The 22,755-nt window shown below is 63.7% G+C and carries 21 protein-coding genes; 16 read left to right on the top strand and 5 right to left on the bottom strand.

The window, feature by feature from the left end; translation table 11 throughout:
* The 6 genes from ACPWR9_RS18845 (at nucleotide 1) to ACPWR9_RS18820 (ending at nucleotide 6,706) form a co-directional block, all read left to right on the top strand.
* Nucleotides 1–1,053, top strand: a complete 1,053-nt coding sequence (locus ACPWR9_RS18845) for an ABC transporter ATP-binding protein (RefSeq protein ID WP_150680645.1) — start codon at nucleotides 1–3, stop codon at nucleotides 1,051–1,053.
* Between the two features lie 66 nt (nucleotides 1,054–1,119).
* Nucleotides 1,120–2,184 (top strand): extracellular solute-binding protein, encoded by a 1,065-nt coding sequence (locus tag ACPWR9_RS18840; protein WP_426330971.1) that lies wholly within the window; start codon nucleotides 1,120–1,122, stop codon nucleotides 2,182–2,184.
* A 119-nt stretch (nucleotides 2,185–2,303) separates the two neighbouring features.
* On the top strand, nucleotides 2,304–3,131 hold the full coding sequence (locus ACPWR9_RS18835) for an ABC transporter permease (RefSeq protein ID WP_426331113.1): 828 nt from the start codon (nucleotides 2,304–2,306) through the stop codon (nucleotides 3,129–3,131).
* Between the two features lie 94 nt (nucleotides 3,132–3,225).
* Nucleotides 3,226–4,422 (top strand): M24 family metallopeptidase, encoded by a 1,197-nt coding sequence (locus ACPWR9_RS18830; RefSeq protein ID WP_426330972.1) that lies wholly within the window; start codon nucleotides 3,226–3,228, stop codon nucleotides 4,420–4,422.
* Nucleotides 4,423–4,498: 76 nt separating this feature from the next.
* Complete coding sequence (locus ACPWR9_RS18825; protein ID WP_426330973.1) at nucleotides 4,499–5,740, top strand: amidohydrolase family protein; 1,242 nt, start codon at nucleotides 4,499–4,501, stop codon at nucleotides 5,738–5,740.
* A 51-nt stretch (nucleotides 5,741–5,791) separates the two neighbouring features.
* Nucleotides 5,792–6,706, top strand: coding sequence for a LysR substrate-binding domain-containing protein (locus tag ACPWR9_RS18820; RefSeq protein ID WP_426330974.1), 915 nt, complete (start codon nucleotides 5,792–5,794; stop codon nucleotides 6,704–6,706).
* Nucleotides 6,707–6,725: 19 nt separating this feature from the next.
* Here the strand turns inward: ACPWR9_RS18820 and ACPWR9_RS18815 are convergent, their stop codons facing one another.
* On the bottom strand, nucleotides 6,726–7,607 hold the full coding sequence (locus ACPWR9_RS18815; protein WP_426330975.1) for a LysR family transcriptional regulator: 882 nt from the start codon (nucleotides 7,605–7,607) through the stop codon (nucleotides 6,726–6,728).
* 284 nt (nucleotides 7,608–7,891) lie between these two features.
* On the opposite strand from ACPWR9_RS18815, the gene ACPWR9_RS18810 reads away from it, so the two are divergent.
* The gene (locus ACPWR9_RS18810; RefSeq protein ID WP_426330976.1) at nucleotides 7,892–9,445 is read left to right on the top strand and encodes an MFS transporter; all 1,554 of its coding nucleotides are present in this window, start codon (nucleotides 7,892–7,894) and stop codon (nucleotides 9,443–9,445) included.
* 85 nt (nucleotides 9,446–9,530) lie between these two features.
* Here the strand turns inward: ACPWR9_RS18810 and purM are convergent, their stop codons facing one another.
* Nucleotides 9,531–10,577 carry a phosphoribosylformylglycinamidine cyclo-ligase gene (gene purM / locus ACPWR9_RS18805; protein ID WP_426330977.1) on the bottom strand — a complete coding sequence of 349 codons (1,047 nt, stop codon included), beginning with the start codon at nucleotides 10,575–10,577 and terminating at the stop codon, nucleotides 9,531–9,533.
* 147 nt (nucleotides 10,578–10,724) lie between these two features.
* Here purM and hda point away from each other — a divergent pair, with 147 nt between their 5' ends.
* The 6 genes from hda (at nucleotide 10,725) to panB (ending at nucleotide 15,827) form a co-directional block, all read left to right on the top strand.
* Nucleotides 10,725–11,435, top strand: coding sequence for a DnaA regulatory inactivator Hda (gene hda / locus ACPWR9_RS18800; protein WP_426331114.1), 711 nt, complete (start codon nucleotides 10,725–10,727; stop codon nucleotides 11,433–11,435).
* Between the two features lie 40 nt (nucleotides 11,436–11,475).
* A complete protein-coding gene (locus ACPWR9_RS18795) occupies nucleotides 11,476–12,156 on the top strand; it encodes an HAD family hydrolase (RefSeq protein ID WP_058375853.1) in 681 nt (226 codons plus the stop codon).
* Nucleotides 12,153–13,718: a polynucleotide adenylyltransferase PcnB gene (pcnB, locus tag ACPWR9_RS18790; protein ID WP_426330978.1), complete on the top strand. Its 1,566-nt coding sequence runs from the start codon at nucleotides 12,153–12,155 to the stop codon at nucleotides 13,716–13,718. Before ACPWR9_RS18795 ends, pcnB begins: the two co-directional genes overlap by 4 nt.
* Entirely contained in the window at nucleotides 13,715–14,227 is a 513-nt protein-coding gene (gene folK / locus ACPWR9_RS18785) for a 2-amino-4-hydroxy-6-hydroxymethyldihydropteridine diphosphokinase (protein ID WP_426330980.1), read from the top strand. The genes pcnB and folK overlap by 4 nt, the downstream gene beginning before the upstream one ends.
* Before the next feature lie 7 nt (nucleotides 14,228–14,234).
* Nucleotides 14,235–14,891, top strand: a complete 657-nt coding sequence (locus ACPWR9_RS18780) for a deoxynucleoside kinase (RefSeq protein WP_426330981.1) — start codon at nucleotides 14,235–14,237, stop codon at nucleotides 14,889–14,891.
* A gap of 117 nt (nucleotides 14,892–15,008) precedes the next feature.
* The gene (gene panB / locus ACPWR9_RS18775; protein ID WP_150680655.1) at nucleotides 15,009–15,827 is read left to right on the top strand and encodes a 3-methyl-2-oxobutanoate hydroxymethyltransferase; all 819 of its coding nucleotides are present in this window, start codon (nucleotides 15,009–15,011) and stop codon (nucleotides 15,825–15,827) included.
* A gap of 73 nt (nucleotides 15,828–15,900) precedes the next feature.
* On the opposite strand, the gene ACPWR9_RS18770 is transcribed toward panB, so the two are convergent.
* Together ACPWR9_RS18770 and ACPWR9_RS18765 are read right to left on the bottom strand one after the other, a co-directional pair.
* Nucleotides 15,901–17,286: a sensor histidine kinase gene (locus ACPWR9_RS18770; RefSeq protein ID WP_426330982.1), complete on the bottom strand. Its 1,386-nt coding sequence runs from the start codon at nucleotides 17,284–17,286 to the stop codon at nucleotides 15,901–15,903.
* Nucleotides 17,283–17,945, bottom strand: coding sequence for a response regulator transcription factor (locus tag ACPWR9_RS18765; protein ID WP_150680660.1), 663 nt, complete (start codon nucleotides 17,943–17,945; stop codon nucleotides 17,283–17,285). Before ACPWR9_RS18765 ends, ACPWR9_RS18770 begins: the two co-directional genes overlap by 4 nt.
* Before the next feature lie 144 nt (nucleotides 17,946–18,089).
* On the opposite strand from ACPWR9_RS18765, the gene ACPWR9_RS18760 reads away from it, so the two are divergent.
* The 3 genes from ACPWR9_RS18760 to ACPWR9_RS18750 are packed head-to-tail and all read left to right on the top strand — an operon-like array spanning nucleotide 18,090 to nucleotide 20,888.
* The gene (locus ACPWR9_RS18760) at nucleotides 18,090–18,887 is read left to right on the top strand and encodes an ABC transporter ATP-binding protein (RefSeq protein WP_426330983.1); all 798 of its coding nucleotides are present in this window, start codon (nucleotides 18,090–18,092) and stop codon (nucleotides 18,885–18,887) included.
* 14 nt (nucleotides 18,888–18,901) lie between these two features.
* Entirely contained in the window at nucleotides 18,902–19,825 is a 924-nt protein-coding gene (locus tag ACPWR9_RS18755) for an ABC transporter permease (protein WP_426330985.1), read from the top strand.
* A 34-nt stretch (nucleotides 19,826–19,859) separates the two neighbouring features.
* Nucleotides 19,860–20,888: an ABC transporter substrate-binding protein gene (locus ACPWR9_RS18750; protein WP_426330986.1), complete on the top strand. Its 1,029-nt coding sequence runs from the start codon at nucleotides 19,860–19,862 to the stop codon at nucleotides 20,886–20,888.
* On the opposite strand, the gene ACPWR9_RS18745 is transcribed toward ACPWR9_RS18750, so the two are convergent.
* Complete coding sequence (locus ACPWR9_RS18745) at nucleotides 20,876–22,753, bottom strand: chorismate-binding protein (protein WP_426330988.1); 1,878 nt, start codon at nucleotides 22,751–22,753, stop codon at nucleotides 20,876–20,878. The two genes, ACPWR9_RS18750 and ACPWR9_RS18745, sit on opposite strands and share 13 nt — an antisense overlap.
* Nucleotides 22,754–22,755: the final 2 nt, after the last annotated feature.

Below are 22,755 nucleotides of genomic sequence, written 5' to 3'. Positions count from 1 at the left end.
ATGGCCAACGTCTCCCTGCGCGGTCTGCGCAAGCAATACGGCAACGCAGCCGCGGTAGCCGACTTCTCGCTGGAAATTGCCGAAGGCGAACTCGTCGCCTTTCTTGGTCCGAGCGGTTGCGGCAAGACCACTACGCTGCGCATGGTCGCAGGCTTCGTCGAGCCGACCGATGGCGAAATCTGGATCGGCGGCAAAGAGGTTTCGCGTCTGCCGCCGCACCGGCGCAACACGGGCATGGTGTTCCAGCGCTACGCGCTCTTTCCGCACATGACCGTGGCCGAGAACGTCGCGTTCGGGCTGGAGATGCGGCATGTGTCGAGTGCCGAGCGCACCACACGCATTCGCGAAGCGCTCGACATGGTGCGCCTCACGCAGTTGGCAGACCGCTACCCGCGCCAACTCTCCGGCGGACAACAGCAACGCGTGGCGATCGCGCGTGCGCTCGCGATCCGGCCCGACGTCTTTCTGCTCGACGAACCGCTCTCGAATCTCGACGCGAAGCTGCGCACCGAAGTGCGCGAAGAGATCCGCGCGCTGCAACGGCGTCTCGGCCTGACGACGATTTTCGTCACGCACGATCAGGAAGAAGCGCTCGCCATTGCCGATCGTCTCGCCGTGATGCACGACGGCCGTGTACAGCAGATCGGCACCGCCGACGCGCTGTACGAACGCCCGGCCAACCCGTTCGTCGCGAACTTCCTCGGCAAGATGAACTTCCTCGCCGGACGCATGAACGATGGCCATTTCGTCACCGCGAAAGGCGAACGTTTCGCGCTGGCCGACGCCGCCCCCGACGCCACCACACTCGGTATCCGCCCGGAGCGCTTGCGCCTGACCGACGCCCCCGTCGCCCACGAGAGCGCCGTGCCGGTGACCGTCGATCAGACGATTTATCTCGGCTCCACGTTGGAACTGCGCCTGAAGAGCCAGCAAGGCGAGACGCTCGTCGCGCACGTCCCTAACACCGCCAGCGACAGCGCAGGCCGCTACGCCCCGGGCCAAATGCTCAAGGCGTGTTTCTCGCCGAGCGACTGCCTGTTGTTCAACGCCTGAACTGTTACCACCGACTCACTCACACCCCGCCCACCGCTTCGGCCTCACGTTTGGAAGGATGACGACATGACGCACGCCCTGAACCGCCGCACGTTTCTCAAGACCGCCTCCGGCCTCGTGCTGGCCCCGGCGCTCGGCCTCGAAACCCTCTCGGCACACGCGGCCGATGCCTGCCCGAATGTCGTGGTCGGCACGTGGGGCGGCGACTACCTGAACCTGCTCGAACAAAACATCGGCAAGCCGATCATCGAAGCCACCGGCGGCAAAGTCACCTACGACTCGGCCGATCAGGTCGCACGCATGACCAAGCTGCGCGCCGAGAAAGCGTCGCGCCGCGGCTCGCTCGACGTGGCATGTCTGGCCGATCTCGATATGTACGACATCAATCGCTCGGGCATTCTCGAGGCGGTGGACGCCAAGCTCGTGCCGAATCTCGCCAACACGCTCGAAACGCTGCGCCGCCCTTACTCGATCCCGCACATCTTCAGCGCGATGGTGATCGTGTACAACCCGGAAAAGCTCGGCACGAAACCCGACTCGTTCATGGCCGCGCTCGATCCGAAACTCAAGGGCAAGGTCGGTTTCTCCGACATTCTCTACAACTTCAACGTCGTGAGCAGCTCGCTCGCCGCCGGTCACAAGGACGGCGATACGGCAGGCGGCATGCAGTTCCTGCGCGAGTTGCGCAAGTCGCAGCAACCAAAGGTCTATCCGTCGAACGAAGCGGTCGCCTCGGCGCTCAAGAGCGGCGACATCTGGTTCACCTGCATGTGGAAAGCGCGCGCATTGCAATGGAAAAAAGCAGGCGTGCCCATCGACTATGTCGTGCCCAAGGAAGGCGCCGTGCCGGTAACGTTCGAAGCAGCTGTGCCGAAGAATTCGCAATCCAAGCCGTGCGGTTTCAATTATCTAAACGCGATGCTCGATGCCCGCGCGCAAATCGGCTTTGCTGAAACGATGGGCTACGCGCCGACGGTGAAGAACGCGAACCTGCCGCCGTCGCTGCAACAAAGCGTGGGCTTCACCAACGCGGAACTCGATCGCATGGTCAAGCTCGACTACGCGAAGTTCACTGCCGACAAGCCCGCGTTGCTCGACTTCTGGAACAAGGAATTCAAGGTGGGCCTGTGAACGCCGCCACCGCGCCAGATTCCTCCGAGTCGACCATGCCCTCGCCCACCCGTTTGTCGAACGCGCCCAGAGGCACCACCGCACGCGCGGTGCGCGGTGCCTTCACGGGCGGTGCGCTCATGTTTCCGGCTACGCTCGTCGTGCTGGTGGTGATCGTGCTGCCCGGGCTGCAACTGCTGCGTTACAGCCTGAACCGGTTCGACCCTGTCGACATGATGCAGGCCGCCATCACCGGCGAGAACTACCTCAAGTTCTTCACCGATCCGTACTACTTGTCGGTGCTATGGACCACGATCAAGGTCGCCACGCTGTGCACGGCACTCGCGCTTGTGCTCGGTTTTCCGGTGGCGTATGTGCTCGCGCGCACGCAAAGCCGCTTCAAGAGTTTGCTGGTGATTCTTCTCGTGTTCCCGCTACTCGTGGGCAATGTGGTGCGCGCGGCGGGCTGGATGGTGATGCTCGGCAACGCGGGCTTCGTGAACTCGCTGCTCGTCTCGCTGGGCATCGTGCCGCAGCCGATTCGCTTGCTTTACACGCCATTCGCTGTGGTGATCGGCACGACTGCCGTGGTGCTGCCGTACATGATTCTCACGCTGCAAAGCGTGTTGGAAGGCATGGACTTCTCCGTCGAGGAAGCGGCCCGCAATCTCGGCGCCACGTTCCGGCAGACGCTCATCCGCGTAATTCTGCCGATGGCAGCCCCCGGCATTGCGGCGGGCACGATGCTCGTGTTCATTCTGTGCATGAACGCCTATGCCACGCCTGTGCTGCTCGGCGGCACCGGCATCACGATGATGACCCCGACCATCTACGACCAGATCGCGAAGGCGAACAACTGGCCGTTCGGTGCCGTGCTCTCGCTGATTTCGATGGTGGTGACGTTTGCCCTCGCCATTGCCTCGCACTGGGTCATTCAGCGCCGCTACGCGAAGACCATGATGACCTGACTGACCCGACCGATCTCACACATCCGGCCATTCCGCCCGGCTCGCGCCCACTCGCTCCCGCTCGCCGGACATTTCCGCTCGAAAGGATTTCGCCATGCCGATACTCTCCGATGCCACCCGCCAGTACCGCCGCGATCTGATGAACGATCTGATGGATCACACGCGCGTCGATGCACTGGTGTTTACTGCCGCCGACTTCTTCCAGTGGGCGACCAACTTTCACGTCGACGTGCAGACGTGGGAGCGCCCGATTGCCGTGTGCGTGCCGCGCGACGGTGAACCGTTCGCGGTCATGAACGAACTATCCACGCACCACTTGATGATGGCCCGCGAGCGCGGCCATCTGTGGCTCGACCTTGATCGCGTCGCGCTGTACGCCGAGCATCCGCGCGTGACTCAACGCCTGCCGTTGCTCGCCGAAGTGCCGTCGCTGATCGCCGAGCGTCTGCGTGCGGCGGGGCTTGCGGGTGCACGTATCGGCGTCGATGCCGCGGGCGGGCCGCTCGCGCGCACCAACGCATTGCTACCCGATGCGAAGCTCGTACCGATGCTCGCCGAGATGCGCTCGCTGCGCTGGGTCAAGCATGCGGAAGAAATTGCGATCATGCGCGCCGCGTCCGAACTGGCCGACTGGGTGCAGGACCGCTATCGCGAGAACATTCGCCCGGGGCGGCTCGTGCAGGAACTCGATTACTCAATGGCCGCGTTGATGGTCACCGAAGGCGCGAAGCGCTTCCCCGGCGAGAACCTCGAAGTCATGCGCTGTTGGACGCTGTCCGGTCCCGCGTCGGCCTCACCGCACGGCGACGGCGCATCGTGCGGTGCCGTCATTCGCGAAGGCGACGGGTTGGTCAACATTGTGATTCCGCGCCTGAACGGGCTTGTCATCGAGAACGAACGCACGTGGTTCTGCGGCAAGCCGTCGAGCGATCAGGCGAAGTTCTACGAAGTCGCACGCGCTGCCAATGAAGCCGCCGTGAATGCGGCCGTCACTGGCAGACCGGTTTCGGGCATCGACGCTGCGGCGCAAGCCGTCATCGAGAAAGCCGGTTGCGGCGAGTACATCCGCCATCGCACCGGGCATGGCATGGGCATCATCGGCCACGAGTATCCCGACGACATGGCGTTCAACCACCGTCCGCTGCTGGCCAACGAGGTGTATTCCGCCGAGCCGGGCATCTATGTCTATGGCTTGGGTGGCTTCCGACTTGACGATTCTGTCGTCACGGGCGACACCCCCGAAATGCTCACCCGCACGCCGCGCACGCTGGCCCACGCGACCATCGACTAAGCGCACCCGATGCAGGCAATGCGCGCTTCGCATCGCGCGCGCCGAGATAGAGACACACCTTCTGGGAGGAGAGGTTATGGAGTCGATTTTGTTGTCGAACTGCGCGTTGCTCGATCCGGTCAAGGGCGAGTTGCGCACTGATCACGCCGTGCTGATCGAAAACGGTCGCATTAAGGAAGTCTCGGATAAACCGATTCGCAGCGCCGCCGCACGAGAGATCGATGCGCGCGGCAAAACCGTCATGCCGGGCCTGATCGATCTGCACGTGCACGTACACGCCACGCAGCTCAACTTGTCGGCGCAGGCGCACTTGCCCAACGTGCTCGTCACGCTCAAGTCGGTGCCGATTCTGCAAGGGATGTTGCGGCGCGGCTTCACGACCGTGCGCGATGCAGGCGGTGCCGGACACGCGATCAAGCACGCGGTAGAGAGCGGCCTCGCGGAAGGCCCGCGCCTGTTCGTCTCGGGCCGCGCGATCAGCCAGACCGGTGGGCATGGCGACGGCCGAGCGCGCACCGACTACATCGGCACCGATGGGCCGTGCCCGTGCTGCGTGCGCGTGGGTGCTCTCTCACGTGTGGCTGACGGCGTGGATGAGGTGCGCCGCGCCGTGCGCGAAGAACTGCAAATGGGCGCGGATCAGATCAAGATCATGGCGTCGGGTGGTGTCGCCTCGCCGACCGACCCCGTGGGCGCATGGGGCTATTCGGAAGACGAGATACGCGCCATCGTCGCCGAAGCGCGCGCACGCGGCACGTACGTGCTGGCACACGCCTACACGGCAGCGGCCATCGAACGTGCCGTGCGATGCGGTGTACGCACCATCGAACACGGCAATCTCATCGATGCCCCCACGGCTCGTTACATGGCCGAACAAGGCGCGTACGTGGTGCCCACGCTCGTCACCTACGATGCGCTCGCCAACGAAGGCAAGTCGCTCGGCCTGCCGGACGACAGCGTGGCGAAAATCGCGGATGTGCACGCGGCCGGGATGCGCTCACTCGAAATCTTCCGCGACGCGGGCGTGAAGATGGGCTACGGATCGGACTTGCTCGGCGAATCGCAGCGGCTGCAATCGGACGAGTTCCGGCTGCGCGCCGAAGTGCTGACGCCCGCCGAGATTCTGCGCAGTGCGACGGTCGTCGGCGCGGAAGTGCTGGGCCAGTCTGGCCAGTTGGGCGAGATCGTGCCGGGCGCGCATGCCGACGTGCTGATCGTCGACGGCGATCCGCTGCGCTCGCTCGACTGTCTGCTGGGTCAGGGCGAACGGATTCCGATGGTGATGAAGGGCGGTAAAATCCACGCTTTTGCGCTGTAGCCGAGCCCGCCGGGGCGCGCTCGCGCGCCCCTTCTTCTCCGTGGAGACCTGATGGACTTTCGGCACGTCGACGCCTTTCGTGCGCTGATGCTCACACGCACGACCACCAAGGCCGCGCAGGTGCTGGGCACGTCGCAGTCGGCAGTGAGCCGGCTCGTGGCCGATCTCGAACGCTCGACGCGGCTCACGCTGTTCGATCGTGCACGCGGGCGGCTGGAGCCGACGGCCGAAGCCTATGCGCTGTTCGAAGAAGTCGAGCGCCGCTATGCGGGACTGGAGAACATCCGGGAGTTCGCGCTGAATCTGCGCAATCCGGACCGGGCGGTGATTCGCGTGGGGTCTGTGGTGTCGTTCGGATTGGGGTACTTCGCGCGCGTGATGGCAGGCTACCGCGTGGTGCACCCGAGCGTGCAGCTCGCGTTGATCACCGGGGCGTCCGATTTGATTCGCGATCAGGTCGTGACGCGGCAGATTGCGCTCGGGCTCCTCACCGATACCAAGGACGTCGCGGCCACCGATGCCGTCTCGTTCGCGAAGCTCGACGCCATCTGTGCGTTGCCCGCGGGTCATCCGTTAGCACGTAAGAAAGTGGTGCGGCTCGCCGATCTCAAAGGACAGCCGATCCTCTCCTACGAGCCCACGGACATGGTGCGCTGGGGCATGGATCAGCTCTTCACCGACGGACGGTTGCACGAGCAAGTGGTGGCTACAGCACGCTACTCCGTGAACATCGCCACGATGGTCAAAGAGAATGTCGGCATCGGGCTGCTGCATCCGGTGGCGGCTTACGACTTTCTCGACTCCGATCTCGTGCTGCGTCGCTTCGAACCCTCGATGCCGTTTCATACGCTGCGGGTCACGCCACGCTCGGCCGCCCCGAGCGCGCAGATCGACGACCTGGTGCGCGTGATGGAAACCACGCTCGACGATGTCATGCGTGCTGTCGAAGATCGTATGAAGCGATGAGGCGCATTGGCCAAGCGCGCTACAGCATGCGCTCGCACATGTAATCGACAAAGACGCGCAGCTTCGGCGAGAGGTGACGGCTCGACGGCCAGAGCATCCAGAACTGGCCGGGGTTTTCCAGGTAGTCGCCGAGGAAGACCTGAAGCTCGCCAGCAGCCAGCGCATCGCGCGCGAGAAAGTCGGGCATGTAGGCAATGCCGAGTCCGTGTGTGGTCGCGCTGAGTAGCGCTTCCATGTTGTTGCACGTGAGGCTTGTATGCAGCTTGGGCTCGCGCGTCACGTCAGCGACGAACGCCCACGGCTGCAATTTTCCAGACGTCGGAAAACGAAAGCGGATGCACGCGTGCGCCTCCAGATCGTGCGGCGTTTGCGGTGTGCCGTGCTTTGCGAGGTAGTCCGGCGATGCGCACAGCACGAAGCGAAACGGCCCGGCACGGCGCGACATCAGCGTGGAATCCGGCAGGTCGCCGCTGCGAATCACGACATCCAATCCGCTTTTGATCAGATCGACGATGCGGTCGTCGAAATCCAGATCGAGTTCGATATCGGGATACTGCTCGGCGAAGCCGGGCAGCCACGGCATCACGAAGCGGTAAGCCGTGACCGGTAACCCGATGCGCAGCTTGCCGCGCGGCGTTTGCGACACTTGCGAGAGCATCGCGCGTGCGTCAGCCAACTCGTCGAGCACTCGACGACAACGTTCGTAATACATCTGCCCGGCTTCGGTGAGGTTCACTCGTCGCGTGCTGCGTTGAAACAGCCGCACACCGAGCGTCGCTTCGAGCCGCGCGATTTGTTTGCCGACCGCCGACGCCGACACCCCCGTCGCCTGCCCCGCCGCCACGAAGCTCAACGTTTCCGCTGCCCTCACGAATGCGGTGATTTCCGCCAGATTGTCCATCGTTGCTCGCTCCTGCCGGGGTTGTTGTTCGCGACTCGCTGTTCGCCGTCTGCCGTCTGCCGTCTGCCGTCTGCCGTCTGCCGTCTGCTCTGCGCCGATCGTGGATGACTACGGTGCATGATCGTCATTTATTGCGGAATTTTATTCCTGAATCTGAGAACCCTTCGCCTGTTTATCCAGCATTCACGATTTCTTAGCATGTATGGCGTGACGTCGGCCGACGTTTCTCTCCGATTCCCCCGGTATTTCGATGCGCGCCAGCGCATCTCCTCAGGATTCTCGTCATGTCGATCACGCCCGCCCCTTCTATTGCCCGGCCTCGGCCGCCAGCCGACGCGTCGTTGCGTCGGCGATTGCTGGGCTTGTTCTCCGTTTGTCTCGCTGCCCTGCTGCTGCCGATGAGTTTCTCGGGCGGCGCCGTCGCCACGCCCGCCATTGGCGCGGCGTTGCACGGCAGCGCGTTGGAGATGCGCTGGATCACCAGCGCGTTCATGCTGGCCTTCGGCGGTTGCCTGATGGCCGCGGGCGCCTGCGCCGATGCCTTCGGGCGCAAGCGCGTCTTCTTGTTGGGCGTCGGCGGCTTGTGTCTGACCTCGTTGGCCCTCGCCTTGTCGTACTCAGCATTCGCTGTCGACTGGCTGCGGGCATTGCAGGGCATCGCAGCGGCCGCGACACTCGCTGGCGGTGGAGCATCGCTGGCACAGGACTTCGATGGACACGCTCGTGCACGCGCCTATGGTCTGCTCGGCACCACGTTTGGCGTGGGACTGGCGTTTGGTCCGCTACTCGCGGGCGTGCTCATCGCCCGGTTTGGATGGCGCGGGGTATTCGCCGCCACCGCCGTCATCGCTGCATTCGCGCTGTGCATCGGAGCGCGTTGCATGCGCGAATCGCGCGATCCGGCCGCCGCAGGGCTCGACTGGCCCGGCACGCTCTCCTTCACCGGTGCGCTCGCTTGCTTCACGTATGGCGTGATTCAAGCGCCAGCCAGCGGGGTATTCGCACCCGAGGTCATCGGTACGCTCACTTTAGCGCTGGTCTTGGCGATTGCATTCGTCGCCATCGAGCGGCGTGTTGCGAAACCCATGCTCGACTTGTCGCTCTTTCGCTACGTGCGTTTCATCGGCGTGCAGATGCTGCCCATCGCCACATGCTGCTGCTACATCGTGCTGCTCGTGTTGCTGCCGCTACGGTTCATCGGTGTGCATGGCGACAGCGAAATCGTGGCGGGCTTTCGCATGATGGCGATGTCGTTGCCGATGCTGGTCGTCCCGTTCATCGCGACACAACTGGCGCGGCGCATTCCCGCTGGCGTGCTGTGCAGTGGGGGACTAGTGCTAGCGGCTGTGGGTTTGATTTGGCTCGCACGGACCGCGGGTGCCCCTAGCGCGATGAGCAGCGGCATATTCAATCCCGCACTGTGGCCGATGCTGCTGATCGGGGCGGGCAGCGCGGTGCCGTGGGGACTGATGGACGGGCTTTCGGTCAGCGTCGTCCCCACGGATCGAGCGGGTATGGCGATGGGCATCTTCAATACGACGCGGGTCGCCAGCGAAGGCGTGGCCTTGGCAATCGTAGGGGCCGTGCTGATCGCGCTGATCGGCACGCACTTGCCCGATCTGCATGGCGCAGTGGCGCCCGAAGTCGCGCGTGAAGCCATCAACCGACTCGTGGCGGGCGACATGCGGGGTGCCGTAGCCAGCGCGCCCGCGTGGGGCGAAGTCGCGTTGCGCAGCGCCTACGAACAATCGTTCGCGACCCTGCTCGACCGGCTGGCGATCGTCACCCTGCTTTGCGCCGCGATCGTATTTGCCTGCCTAGAAAGAAAACCCGCATAAAAGAAAGCCCGCCGAGGTTTCCCCCGGCGGGCTGTCCATGCATTCCTAGCCGGGGGGTGTCCCGCCCCGGTGTCTTACCCGATCGTTAGGAAACGATCGTCTGCGCTTCGCCTTCCTTGCGCTCGCGGATCGTGCCCAGACGGTAGACCGTCTCGCCCGACGCTTCGAGGTGCTTGACGGCGGCGTCGGCGTCAGCCGCCGACACGATCACGGCCATGCCGATACCGCAGTTGAACACGCGGTGCATTTCGGCATCGGCCACCTTGCCGTGCGCTTGCAGCCACTGGAACAGCGGCGGCAGCGTCCAGGCGTCCTTCGACAGGTCGGCGGTCAGGTTGTCGGCCAACACGCGCGGGATGTTTTCCACGATACCGCCGCCCGTGATGTGGGCCATGCCCTTGACCGGCAGCGTTTCCATCAATGCCAGCAGCGGCTTGACGTAGATACGCGTGGGCGCCATCAGCACGTCGCGCAGCGGTTGACCGTGGAAGTCGGCGTCCAGATCCGGCTTGGCCACTTCGATGATCTTGCGCACGAGCGAGTAGCCGTTCGAATGCGCGCCCGACGAGGCCAGACCCAGCACCACGTCGCCCGGGGTGATGGTCGTGCCGTTGATGATCTTGCTCTTTTCCACTGCGCCGACCGCGAAACCGGCCAGATCGTACTCGCCGTCCGGGTACATGCTCGGCATTTCTGCCGTTTCGCCGCCGATCAGGGCGCAACCGGCCAGCTCACAGCCTTGGGCGATGCCTTTGACGACGGTCGCGGCCGTGGCCACGTCCAGCTTGCCGCAAGCGAAGTAGTCGAGGAAGAACAGCGGCTCGGCGCCTTGCACCAGAATGTCGTTCACGCTCATGGCGACCAGATCCTGGCCAACCGTGTCGTGCTTGTTCAGGGTGAAAGCGAGTTTGAGCTTGGTGCCCACACCGTCGGTGCCCGAAACGAGGACCGGCTCCTTATAGCGCTTGGGCACTTCGAACAGCGCGCCGAAGCCGCCAATGCCGCCCAGCACGCCGTCGCGCAGGGTTTTCTTGGCAAACGGCTTGATCGCTTCGACCAGCGCATCGCCTGCTTCGATATCGACGCCGGCGTCGCGATAGGAAAGGCCGGAAGTTTCGTTAGGGTGTGACATGACGGGAATGCATCAAGGTTCGGTAAAATGCGATTTTACCCGATGCGCGGGCCGGACTGGCACGCAAACGGGATATCGGACGCCGGCGCAGTGCCGGCGTGCCCTGCAAACCGTATGGCGCCGGCACTTTGCCGGCTTTCTTCGTTCGTGATCCAGCAACTGTATCTCGACCTCGGCACTCCGCCGCCCGCGACGTTCGACAATTTTATTGTCGGGCCTAATCGCGAGGTGGCGCAGACGCTCGCCGGTCTGCCTGCCGAGCTTTCCGCCGGCCTTGCACGCGACCGCGGTATCTACCTTTGGGGGACCGCGGGGTCCGGGCGCACCCATTTGATGGAGGCGCTCGTGCACGCCGTCGGCCCGAGCGCGCGCTATTTGCGCCCGAACAGTCCGCTGGCCGCCTTCATGTTCGATGACGCCAGCACGGTCTACTGCGTGGACGACTGCGACAACCTGTCGCCGAACCAGCAGATTGCCGCCTTCAACCTGTTCAACGAGACCCGCGCCCGGCCGCATTGCGCGTTTGTGGCCGCTGGCTCGCAACCGCCGGTCGACATGCCGCTACGCGAAGATTTGCGTACGCGCTTGGGATGGGGTCTGGTTTTTCATCTCGTGGGGCTCGATGACGACGGCAAAAAGCAGGCACTGCAAAACGCTGCCCGCGAGCGCGGCTTGCAACTGGCGGCCGACGTGCCGGCCTACCTGCTGACCCACTTCCAGCGCGATATGTCGAGCCTGATGGCCCTGCTCGACCGGCTGGACCGTTTCTCCATGGAGCAAAAGCGTGCCGTGACCCTGCCGCTGCTGCGCCAGATGTTGACTCACACCGATTCCGTTACCCCCGACAGCAAAAACTGACCGTGGGGGCTTGCCCCCAGCTTCAGGTAAAATTCGCGCAATGACTAATTTAGCTCTCTTCGATCTCGACCACACCCTGCTGCCTACGGACAGCGACAAGGAGTGGGGCCGCTTCCTCGTGCGCCAGGGCGCCGTCGACCGCGACACATACGCGCAGGCCAACGAGGCCTTCTATCAGGATTACCGTGCAGGCCGGCTCGACATGCCGGCCTATCTGCGTTTCTGCCTGGCACCGCTCGCGCGCTATCCGCGCGATCAGCTCGACGCCTGGCATGCGCAGTACATGGAAGAGTCGATCCTGCCGCACGTGCGCCCCGAAGCCCTCGAACTTCTGGACATCCATCGCAAGGCTGGCGATTTGTGCGCCATCGTGACCGCGACCAATACGTTCGTGACGCGCCCGATCGCCAAGGCGTTCGGTATCGACCACCTGATCGGCACCGAGCCGCAGACGGTCGGCGACGATCCGCAGGCCCGCTACACCGGCGCCTATGTCGGCACGCCGAGCTTCCGCGAAGGCAAGATCACCCGTACCGAAGCCTGGCTCGCGAGCCTGGGCAAGACGTGGAGCGACTTTGACCACGCCTTCTTCTATAGCGATTCTGCCAACGACGTCCCCCTGATGGAGAAAGTGAACCATCCGGTGGCGACCAATCCCGATGAAGCCCTGCGCGAAATTGCGCTGGCGCGTCGCTGGCCCATTCTCGAGTTGTTCCAGTGATCCGCAAACTCATCAAGAAGCTGCTCGGCAAAGAAAGCGGCACCTCCGGCGCCGCCGACAGCGCCACCCCTGCCGGCACGCCGGTCGTCATTCCGGTGTCGGTGCATGGCATCGATCCGACGCTGCTCTCGAAGAACGCTGTGCGCGTGACCGACACGCTGCAACAAGCGGGCTTCAAAGCCTTCATCGTCGGCGGTGCGGTGCGCGATCTGTTGCTCGGCATTGCGCCGAAGGACTTCGACGTCGCCACTAGCGCCACGCCCGAGCAGGTTCAACGCCTGTTCCGCCGCGCGCGCATCATCGGCCGCCGTTTCCAGATCGTGCACGTGCAGTTCGGGCAGGAGATCATCGAGACCTCCACGTTCCGCGCGCTGGTCGATGCCATCGACAGCGAACAGATCGGCGCCCGCCGTCCCAAGAAAGGCGAATTGGACCGCAAGACGCACGTGACCGACGAGTCGGGCCGTGTGCTGCGCGACAACGTCTGGGGCGAGCAAGATGAAGACGCCGCCCGCCGCGACTTCACCGTCAACGCGATGTATTACGACCCCGCCGCGCAAACGGTGCACGACTATCACCACGGCTGGGAAGATATTCAGAAGCGCGTGCTGCGCATGATCGGCGACCCGGCGACGCGCTATCGCGAAGACCCCGTGCGTATGCTGCGTGTGGTGCGTTTCGCAGCGAAGCTCGGCTTCAAGATCGACGACGCGACTGCCGCGCCGATTCCGGAACTCGCGCCGCTCATCGACAACGTGCCTGCCGCGCGTCTGTTCGACGAAATGCTCAAGCTCCTGCTCTCGGGCCATGCCTGGGCTTGCGTGCAGCAACTGCGCGAACAGGGCCTGCATCACGGCTTGCTGCCGCTGCTCGACGTGGTACTGGAACAGCCGCTGGGCGAGAAGTTCGTCACGCTGGCCCTCGCCAACACCGATGCACGCATTCGTGCGGGCAAGCCGGTGTCGCCGGGCTTCCTGTTCGCCGCGCTGCTCTGGCATCTCGTGCTCGAGAAGTGGCAAGCGTATCAACGCGCCGGGGAATATCCGATTCCCGCGCTGCACCTCGCCATGGACGACGTGCTCGATGCCCAGACCGGCAAGCTGGCGATCCAGCGCCGTTTTGTGGCCGACATGAAGGAAATCTGGGGCTTGCAGGTGCGTCTGGACAAGCGCGTGGGCCGCACGCCGCTGCGTCTGCTCGAACACCCGCGTCTGCGCGCGGGTTACGACTTCCTGCTGCTGCGTTGCGAATCGGGCGAAGTCCCTGCCGACGTGGGCCAGTGGTGGACCGACTTCCTCGAAGGCGATTCTGCGGCACGCGATGCACTGCTCTCGCAGGGCGCAACGTCGGGCAGCACACCGGCCGCCAAGCGCCGCCGTCGTCGCCGCAAGCCGTCGGGCTCGCGCGGTGGTGAAGGTGGCAACGAGGGCGGTGACGGTGGTGAAGGCGGCGGCAACTCGGGTGGCACAAATTCGGGCGGCGATAGTGGTGAGAACGCTACCAGCGAGAAAAATGGCAAGCGGGTATCATCGCGACAGCATGGTTCCGAAGGTGCTTCATGACTGTTGCCTACATCGGGCTGGGTGCCAATCTTGGCGACGCCCGTCAATCGGTGAAGGACGCCATCGTCTGTCTTGCGCAGCAAATTGGCGTCACGATCATCGGTAAATCCGATCTCTATCGCACCGCTCCCATCGAGTCGAGCGGTGACGACTATCTCAATTGCGTCGTCGCGGTAGAGACGTCGCTCACTGCGCGTCAGTTGCTCACGCTGTGCCTGAAGATCGAGCTTCACTTCGGGCGTGAGCGGCCGTACAAGAACGCCCCGCGCACGCTCGATCTCGACGTATTGCTCTATGGCGACGACCGCATTGCGGAGCCCGATCTGATCGTGCCGCATCCGCGTATTGCCGCACGCGCCTTCGTACTGCGCCCGCTCGCCGATCTGGCCCCCGAACTCGACATCCCCGGCGTTGGCCGCGTGAGCGCGCTGCTGCCGGGCGTGGCCGATCAACGCATCGAGCGCGTCGCGCAGTGCTGCTGCCCGACCAAGCGCGCTTACGCATCATGATCGCCCGATGAGATCGCCCGTCCTCGGGCGTTTTCGCTATCTGGCCGTCGAAGGTCCCATCGGCGTGGGCAAGACATCGCTCTCGCGGCGTCTGGCCGACGCGTGCGGTGCCGACCTGATGCTCGAGCAGCCCGCCAACAATCCCTTTCTCGAACGTTTCTATCGCGACAGCGCCCGTTACGCGCTGCCCGCGCAACTGACGTTTTGTCTGCAACGGGTGGACGAAGCGACCGAGATTGCGCGGCGCGAAGTCGACGGCAAGCCGATCTTCACCGACTTTCTGCCGGAGAAAGATGGGCTGTTTGCGCGGCTCACGCTGGCCGAGGACGAGTTGGCGTTGTATCACCGGCTGGTGGCGCATATCGAGCGCCCGCACCGTGCGCCCGATCTCGTGATTCATTTGCAGGCGAGTCCCGAAACGCTCTTCTCGCGCATTCAGAAGCGGGCGATTCCGATGGAGCAGCAGATCCCGGACACGTATCTGCGCGCGCTATGCGACATCTACGGCGAATTCTTCTATCATTACGCCGCAGCGCCGGTATTGACCGTCGATACGGAGCAATTCGACCCGGCGCACAACGACAGCGATTTCGCGCTATTGATCGAGCGAATCGATCAGATGCGCGGACGCAAGGAAGTCTTCGTCAAGGGCGCGCGCCCCTGAGCCCACGAGGCTCGGCGGCGCCTGAGCCTATCCCACCGATCCACGCGTCGTCGCGGGCGTACGACATCACCCGTCCCCGCCCGGCGCGCCAGTGACTCCTCCTGAACCGAGGCCGACATGAGTTATCTCCAGGAATCCAATCGCAAGGCCGTGACTGTCCCCGGGCTTGCCGACATGCGTGCACGCGGTGAAAAGATCGCGATGCTGACCTGCTACGACGCAAGCTTCGCCGCCCTGCTCGACCGCGTGGGCGTCGATGTGATGCTCATCGGCGATTCGCTCGGCAACGTGATTCAAGGTCAGCGCACGACGCTGCCCGTGACGCTGCGCGACATTTGCTATCACACCGAAACGGTGGCACGTAACACGAGCAAGGCGCTGGTCGTCGCCGACTTGCCGTTCGGCACGTACGGCACGAAGGAACAGGCGTATCAAAGCGCGGTGGCCGTCATGCAAGCCGGTGCGCAGATGGTCAAGATCGAGGGCGGTGCGTGGCTGGTGGATACCGTGCGCTTTTTGGTCGAGCGCAGCATTCCGGTGTGTGCGCACCTTGGGCTCACGCCGCAATCGGTGCATGCTTTCGGTGGCTTCAAGGTGCAGGCGCGCGATGAAGCCGCTGGGCAGCAACTGATCGACGACGCGCGTGCGTTGCAGGCCGCGGGCGCGCAATTGGTGGTGCTCGAAGCGATTCCGGCTGCGCTGGCCACGAAGGTGACGCCCGAGTTGCCGACGATGCCGACTATCGGCATTGGTGCGGGCCCCGACTGTGACGGTCAGGTGTTGGTACTGCACGACATGCTGGGCGTGTTCCCCGGCAAGTCGCCGAAGTTCTCGATGAACTTCATGGACGGCCAACCGAGCATCGCCGCTGCCGTGGAAGCTTATGTGCAGGCCGTGAAGCACGGCTCATTCCCGGCGCCGGAACACTGCTTCTGATAAGCAGCACGCGCCAGATAGCAAACGGGCGACCTTGACGGGTCGCCCGTTTGCTTTCATCGATCGAGATCGCTCACGCCGCCTTCGGCAACATCAGCACCACCGCAAACCCCTCCCCGTCGATGCGCTCGAACGCCATTTGCCCGCCGTGGGCACGCATCACTTCAGCGACCATCGCCAACCCCAGACTCGCACCCTCCCGGCCATCCGCACGCGATGAAAACGGAGTTCGCACGCGCTGCCATTCCGTCTCCGGAATGCCGGGACCATCGTCGAAGAAGCGCAAACGCCACTGTTCGTCGTGGCTCGACACGTCGACATACAAACGATGCGGCGCACCGTAGGCGAGTGCGTTGACCAGCACGTTCTTGATCGCCTCGCGCAAGCTGAGCGCATCACCGACAATCATCGCAGGCACGTTCTCACCGTTCGACGTCTCGGGCAATTGCAGCGAGAAATCGATGTCGCGATCCGCATACGACAACGTCTCGCGCATCGCGTCCTGCAACAACTCGCCGAGATCGACCGGCACCGGCGCCACGCTGTCGGCGCGGTGCTGCACCATCGCGTGATTGATCAACTGATGAATGAGTCCGCCCAGTCCTTTCGCCTGCTTTTGAATGCGTGCGATGTGCGATTGGCGCGCCGTTTCATCGTTTGTCTGCGTCAGCATTTCAGCTTGCGCAGTGAGCGCTGTCACCGGCGTGCGCAGTTGATGCGCCGCATCGCCGATCACGCGCCGCATGAGCGCACGCGACGTCGCTAGGCGCTGCATGAAGTCGTTGATCGCCCCAACCAATGCGAGTGTTTCTGCTGGCGCCGTCACTGCGAGTGGCACAAGATCGTTCGAATCGCGTGCACGTATCGCGGTCTCGATCTGCTTGAGCGGCGCGAGCGCCTGCCGCAGCGTCCAAAGCGCAGCAAGCAGCGTCAGCACGCCCGTGGCAATCGTGATGAGCAGCGTGTTATCCGCGAGATTTCGCGTGAATCGCACGCGCGCGTTCTGCGTGTGCGCCATCGCCACCACCGCCCACGGATGCGCAGCAGCAACCGGCATGCGACGCCCCACGATAGCGATGCGGATCGGCATTTCCTGATACGTGCCGTCGATCACGATGGGGCCGTCTGCAAGCTTGTCCCACGGAATGGGCGGGCGAAACTCGGAGTCGCCCGCGACGGAGCGTCCGTTCGGATCGAGCACGGTGTAGAAAATCTGGTCGCCGGGTGCAAGTGCAGAAAACGCTGCGAGCGGCACGTCGACATTCACTTCACCGTTCTGATACCACGTGTTTTCCGCGACCTGAAGCGCGCTGCCGAGTAACCATCGGTCGTACGCGCGATCGACGGCGGCACGCGTGGAAAACCAAATGCCCAGCAACACCGCCGCGACGGCGATAGCCAGCACCACGCCCATGCGAACGACGAGCCGTAGGTAAAGCGACCGGCCGGGAACGATCATGACAGCACGAGTTGATAGCCCAGTCCGCGCAACGTGCGAATCTGGAATTGCGCAGCAGCAAGCTTCTTGCGAAGGCGTGCGACGTACTGTTCGAGCGCGTTTGCGTTCGGCGGCGATTCGTCGCCGTAGAGGCGATCCATCAACTCATCTTTACCGAAGATGCGGCCCGGGCGCGCAGCGAGAATTTCGAGCAGCGTCACCTCGCGGCGCGTGAGTTCGACCGGCAGGCCATCGATTTCCACGCCACGGCTCTTACGATCAAGCGTCAGATTCGCGCAAGCGAGCTGATTGGTCGCATCCTGTCCGGTGCGACGCATGAGCGCGCGCACGCGGGCTTCCAACTCGCGGAAATCGAAGGGTTTGGTCAGATAGTCGTCGGCACCGAGATCGAGCGCACGCACGCGCTCTTCGATTTCGGCGCAGGCCGTGAGCATCAGCACACGCGTGGACAAACCGCGTTCGCGCACGCGCCTGAGCAGTTCCAAACCGTCGATGTGCGGCAGCATCACGTCGAGAATCAGCAGGTCGTAATCGTCGCCGATGCGCGCTGCCGCCGATGCGCCATCCGTCTCGCAATCGAGCGCGTGGCCGAGCCGCCGCAACTGTGTGGCAATGGCTTCGGCCACATCGACGGTGTCTTCCACCAGCATGATGCGCATGATTACAGGTCTCCTTTTGCCGACTCGGCGTGCGTCAAACACAGGGTTTATCCCACCCCCGCCTGACCGCGCCTGTCAGCTTCGTTACAGCTTTGCTGCTTAGTATCGGAGCCGATTATAAGAGCATCAATCAGGAGACAGGCAATGCCCAACAACCCCCATCCGGCCGCCGGGCCGGTGCCGGCTGCCGCACAGCCGTTGCTGGAAATCGATCAGGTCACGCTTCAGTACAAGACCGACGACTACCTCGTGACCGCCGCCCAGCAGGTCAGCTTCAATGTGTACCCCGGCGACCGGTTCGTGTTGCTCGGGCCGTCCGGTTGCGGCAAATCGACCCTGCTCAAAGCCATCGGCGGCTATCTGCCGCCCGTCCACGGTGAAATTCGCCTCAAAGGCCGCACCGTCACCGAACCGGGCCCCGACCGCATGATGGTCTTTCAGGAGTTCGACCAGTTGTTGCCGTGGAAAACGGTGCGCCAGAACGTCGAATTCGCGCTGATCGCCAGCGGTCGCCTGAAAGGCCGCGAAGCCGTCGATCGCGCCGCGCATTACATCGAAAAAGTCGGGTTGGCCAAGTTCATCGACAGCTATCCGCACACGCTCTCGGGCGGCATGAAGCAGCGCGTTTCCATCGCGCGCGGCATGGCCATGGAGCCGGACGTCTTGCTCATGGACGAGCCGTTCGCCGCGCTCGACGCCCTCACCCGCCGCAAGATGCAAGACGAGTTGCTGCGCCTGTGGGACGACACGCGCTTCACCGTGCTGTTCGTCACGCACGGCATCGACGAAGCCATTCGCATCGGCACGCGCATTCTGCTGCTCTCGCCGCACCCGGGCCAAGTGAAAGCGGAGCTCAACAGCATCTCGCCCGAGCAACTGGGCACCGCCCACCAGAGCGCGCTCGAGACGCGCATCGATCAACTGCTGTTCGCGGCGCACTGAGGAGACTCCCCCCAATGAACACCCTGCAATCCGCGAAAGCCGCGCAAGCCACGCCTTCGGCATCCACCGTCCCACCGATCGAACCCGTGTTCCGCCCGGAGATCGTGCTGGAGCCGGTGCCCGCCGAACTGTCGTCGATCCAACGCCCGCTCTCGACGTTCGAAACCCTCTATCGCCTGAGCTGGCTGCGCAAGACAGTGATCCTGCTCGTGCTCGCACTGGTCTGGGAAATCTATGGCCGCTGGCTCGATAACGCCCTGCTGTTCCCGAGCTTCACCGACACGCTCGAAGCCTTCGTTGGCGGCATCACCAGCGGCGTGCTGCTGCTGCGCGCCGTCATCTCGCTCAAGACGCTGCTGATCGGTTACGGCATCGGTATCGCGTTAGCGGCCGTGCTGACTACCGTCGCCATCAGTTCGAAGATCGGTAACGACCTGCTCGAGACGCTGACGGCGATGTTCAACCCGCTGCCCGCCATTGCGCTGCTGCCGCTCGCGCTCATCTGGTTCGGACTGGGCAACGGCAGCGTGATCTTCGTGCTGGTGCACTCGGTGCTGTGGGCTGTTGCGCTCAACACGCACAGCGGCTTTCGTGGCGTATCGAAGACGCTTCGCATGGTCGGTCAGAACTACGGGCTCAAGCGCTTTGCGCTGGTGCAGCACGTGTTGATTCCGGCCGCATTCCCCAGCATTCTCACGGGCCTGAAAGTGGGCTGGGCCTTCGCGTGGCGCACGCTGATTGCCGCGGAACTCGTGTTCGGCGTGTCGTCGGGCTCGGGCGGTCTGGGCTGGTACATCTTCGAGAACCGCAATTCGCTGGAGACAGCCAACGTGTTCGCCGGTCTGTTCTTCGTGATCTTGATTGGTCTGGCGGTAGAAAACCTGCTGTTCGCACGCATTGAAAAGCGCACGTTGCACCGCTGGGGTATGCAGCACTAATTCATAATTCCAACGATACGGAGACAACAACACCATGAATCGACGTCATTTCACCCGCTGGGCAAGCACGCTCGCACTGGCCGCCACCACGGCACTTTCCACGCTCGGTAACGTGGCCCACGCGGAAGCCAGCACCGTGCGCCTGTCGCACGGCTACGGCATTCTCTATCTGCCGCTGATGGTCATGCGCGACCAGCATCTCGTCGAGAAGCACGCGAAAGCGTTGGGGCTGGGCGATGTGAAGACCACGTGGACGATTCTCGACGGCGGCAACGTCATCAACGACGCGATGCTCGCGGGCAATCTCGATGTGGCCGGTACGGGCGCACCGGGCTTCGTCACGCTGTGGTCGAAGGCGCATGGCATTCCGCGCTCGGAAGTGATCGGCCTCTCGGCGCTGTCGACCGGACCGCTCTGGCTCAACACGAATAACCCGAACATCAAGTCGCTCAAGGACTTCACTGCGAAGGACAAGATCGCGATTCCGGGCATCAAGACCTCGCTCTCCGCCGTGCTGCTGCAAATGGCCGTGGCAAAGACGTTCGGCATCGAGAACTACGCGAAGCTCGATCCGCAGACGGTCAGCCTGAGCCATCCGGAAGCCGTGAGTGCGCTGCTCTCAGGCAAGACGGAGATCACGGCACACTTCACCTCGCCGCCGTTCTCGTATCAGGAACTGAAGGACCCGCGTATCAAGCGCGTGCTCAATTCGACCGACGTGCTGGGCAATATCACCATCGACGTAGTGTTCGCGCCGAAGCAGTTCACGGTGCAGAATCCGAAGCTGGTACAAGCCATTCTTGATGCACAGGAAGAGGCGGCTGCGTATATCGCAAAGGATCACGTGGGCGCCGCGCAGACCTTCCTGCGCGTGTCGAAGATGAACCTGCCGCAAGCCGAGATCGAACAGATGATCAACGATCCGGGCCTGCAATTCACCACGACGCCCAATGGCCTGATGCAGTACGTCGAGTTCATGGGCCGTGCGGGCACGATCAAGACGCGTCCGGCAAAGTGGAGCGATCTGTTCGTGCCGCAGATGGCGACGCGTCAGGGCAGCTGAAGCACCGCGGGCACCGCACCCCGCAATGCATTGCACACGACGATGGCCTGCGCACCCAGCAGGTCATCGCGTGTGATGACCGCCTCGACGGCGTGCCACGCCCGGTCTTCGAGCAGCACGCTTCGCATCACCCCGGGCAGCACACCGCACGCGAGCGGCGGTGTCACCCACTGTCCGCCCAACTTGACGAACACACTGCTTCGTCCGCCTTCGGTTAATTCTCCCCGGTCGTTGAAGAACAACGTGTCGAACGCGCCTTGCGCTTCGGCATGCTTCCACGCGGCGTCGTAGCGCTCGCGCACTGTCGTCTTGTGACGCAGGAAGAGATCGTCGGCGCGCGTGGCGTTCGCACCATCAGCGAGCAGCAGCTTGACCGGCGTCGTCAGCGCCGTCAGCACACCGTGCGTGATCGCAGGCGTGCCGTCGTGCGAGATCGCCAGACGCACGCGATGCGTATCGTCTTCGGACAAGGTTTGCACGACCGCGTTGAGCTGCGCGCGCAAGGCGGCCTCGTCGAAGCGGAACCCGAAGTACTGTGCCGACTTTTCCAGACGCGCCAGGTGACGGTCCAGATGCGCCACACCTTTGGCCTGCGTGGCCTGCATCGTCTCGAAGATGGCGAAGCCGGGGTCCAGCGCGGTCAGAAAACGCGCCTTGAGTTTGCACTCCTCCCATTCCTCATCAGCCTTGCTGTCGAGCACGATGCCTGCGCCGACACCGAGACGGCCGCGACGCACACCGTCCGCACGCGGCGCTTCAAGTTCGAGCGTGCGAATCGCCACCGAGAAGCAGAAATCGCCCAATTCGTCCGACGCATCGTCGCGGGCATCGAGCCATCCAATGGCACCGGTGTACAAACCGCGCGGCGACGACTCCAGCTCACCGATCAGCTGCATCGTGCGATGCTTCGGCGCACCAGTGATCGAGCCGCAGGGGTACAGCGCGCGCAATACGGCGTGTAGCGGCGTGTGATCGGGCAGCGTGGCCGTGACCGTCGAGGTCATCTGCAACACGCTGGCGAATCGCGTGACTTCGAAGAGCTTCGGTACTTTCACCGTGCCGGGCACTGCGATACGGCCGAGATCGTTGCGCAGCAAATCCACGATCATCAGATTCTCGGCACGATTCTTTTCGTCGGCTGCGAGAGCGGCGCTGCGCTCGGCATCGACCGCAGCATCGCCCGATGCCGGTGCGGTGCCCTTCATCGGCTTGGCTTCGAGCTGTCCGCGCGAGTGGCGCAGGAACAACTCCGGCGACAGCGAAAGAATGGCCCGGCCTGCCACATCGCGCGCACCGGGCAGCATCACCAGCGCGCCATACGGCACCGGCTGACGCGCACGTAGACGGCGATACAACGCGACCGGCGAGCCGAAGGCGTCGAAGTTCAAGCGATACGTGTAATTGATCTGATAGCACTCGCCTTGCGCGAGCCAGTCGTGAATGCGTGCGATGGCGTCGTCGAAGGCGGGTTCGCTTACGTCGCACTGTAACGCGGCAACGCCTGCGATGCCGGGAGTCGCCGACGAAGCCTCAGCCCCCTCCTGCGCCACCAGCCAAGCCAGCGTCTGCGCGGCGTCGAGTTTGCGCAATTCACTAAACAGCAACGCCCGAAACTGCCCGGGCGCGCGGCGTGTGGCCACGGTATGCACCCCGGCCAGCCGTACACCGAATTCGTAATCTGCCAGCAGCACGGCGTGCAGGCCGTGGCGCGTGGCGTCTTCCACTTCGCGCAGCGCGTCGGAAAGCACACCGGGCTCGTCGCAAGTCACCTCGCGTACGAGCCCGGTATACAGACGCGCCCCGCCGGCCGGGTCCGCACTGTCGTCTAACAGCGCGAACGCGGCCAAGGGCGCTTCAATAGGCATGA

It is taken from the genome of Pandoraea pneumonica, from assembly GCF_049918595.1.
GTDB classification, from domain to species: domain Bacteria; phylum Pseudomonadota; class Gammaproteobacteria; order Burkholderiales; family Burkholderiaceae; genus Pandoraea; species Pandoraea pneumonica_A.
Note: the sequence above shows the minus strand (reverse complement) of the source record. Positions and strands in the feature narration are given on the sequence as shown.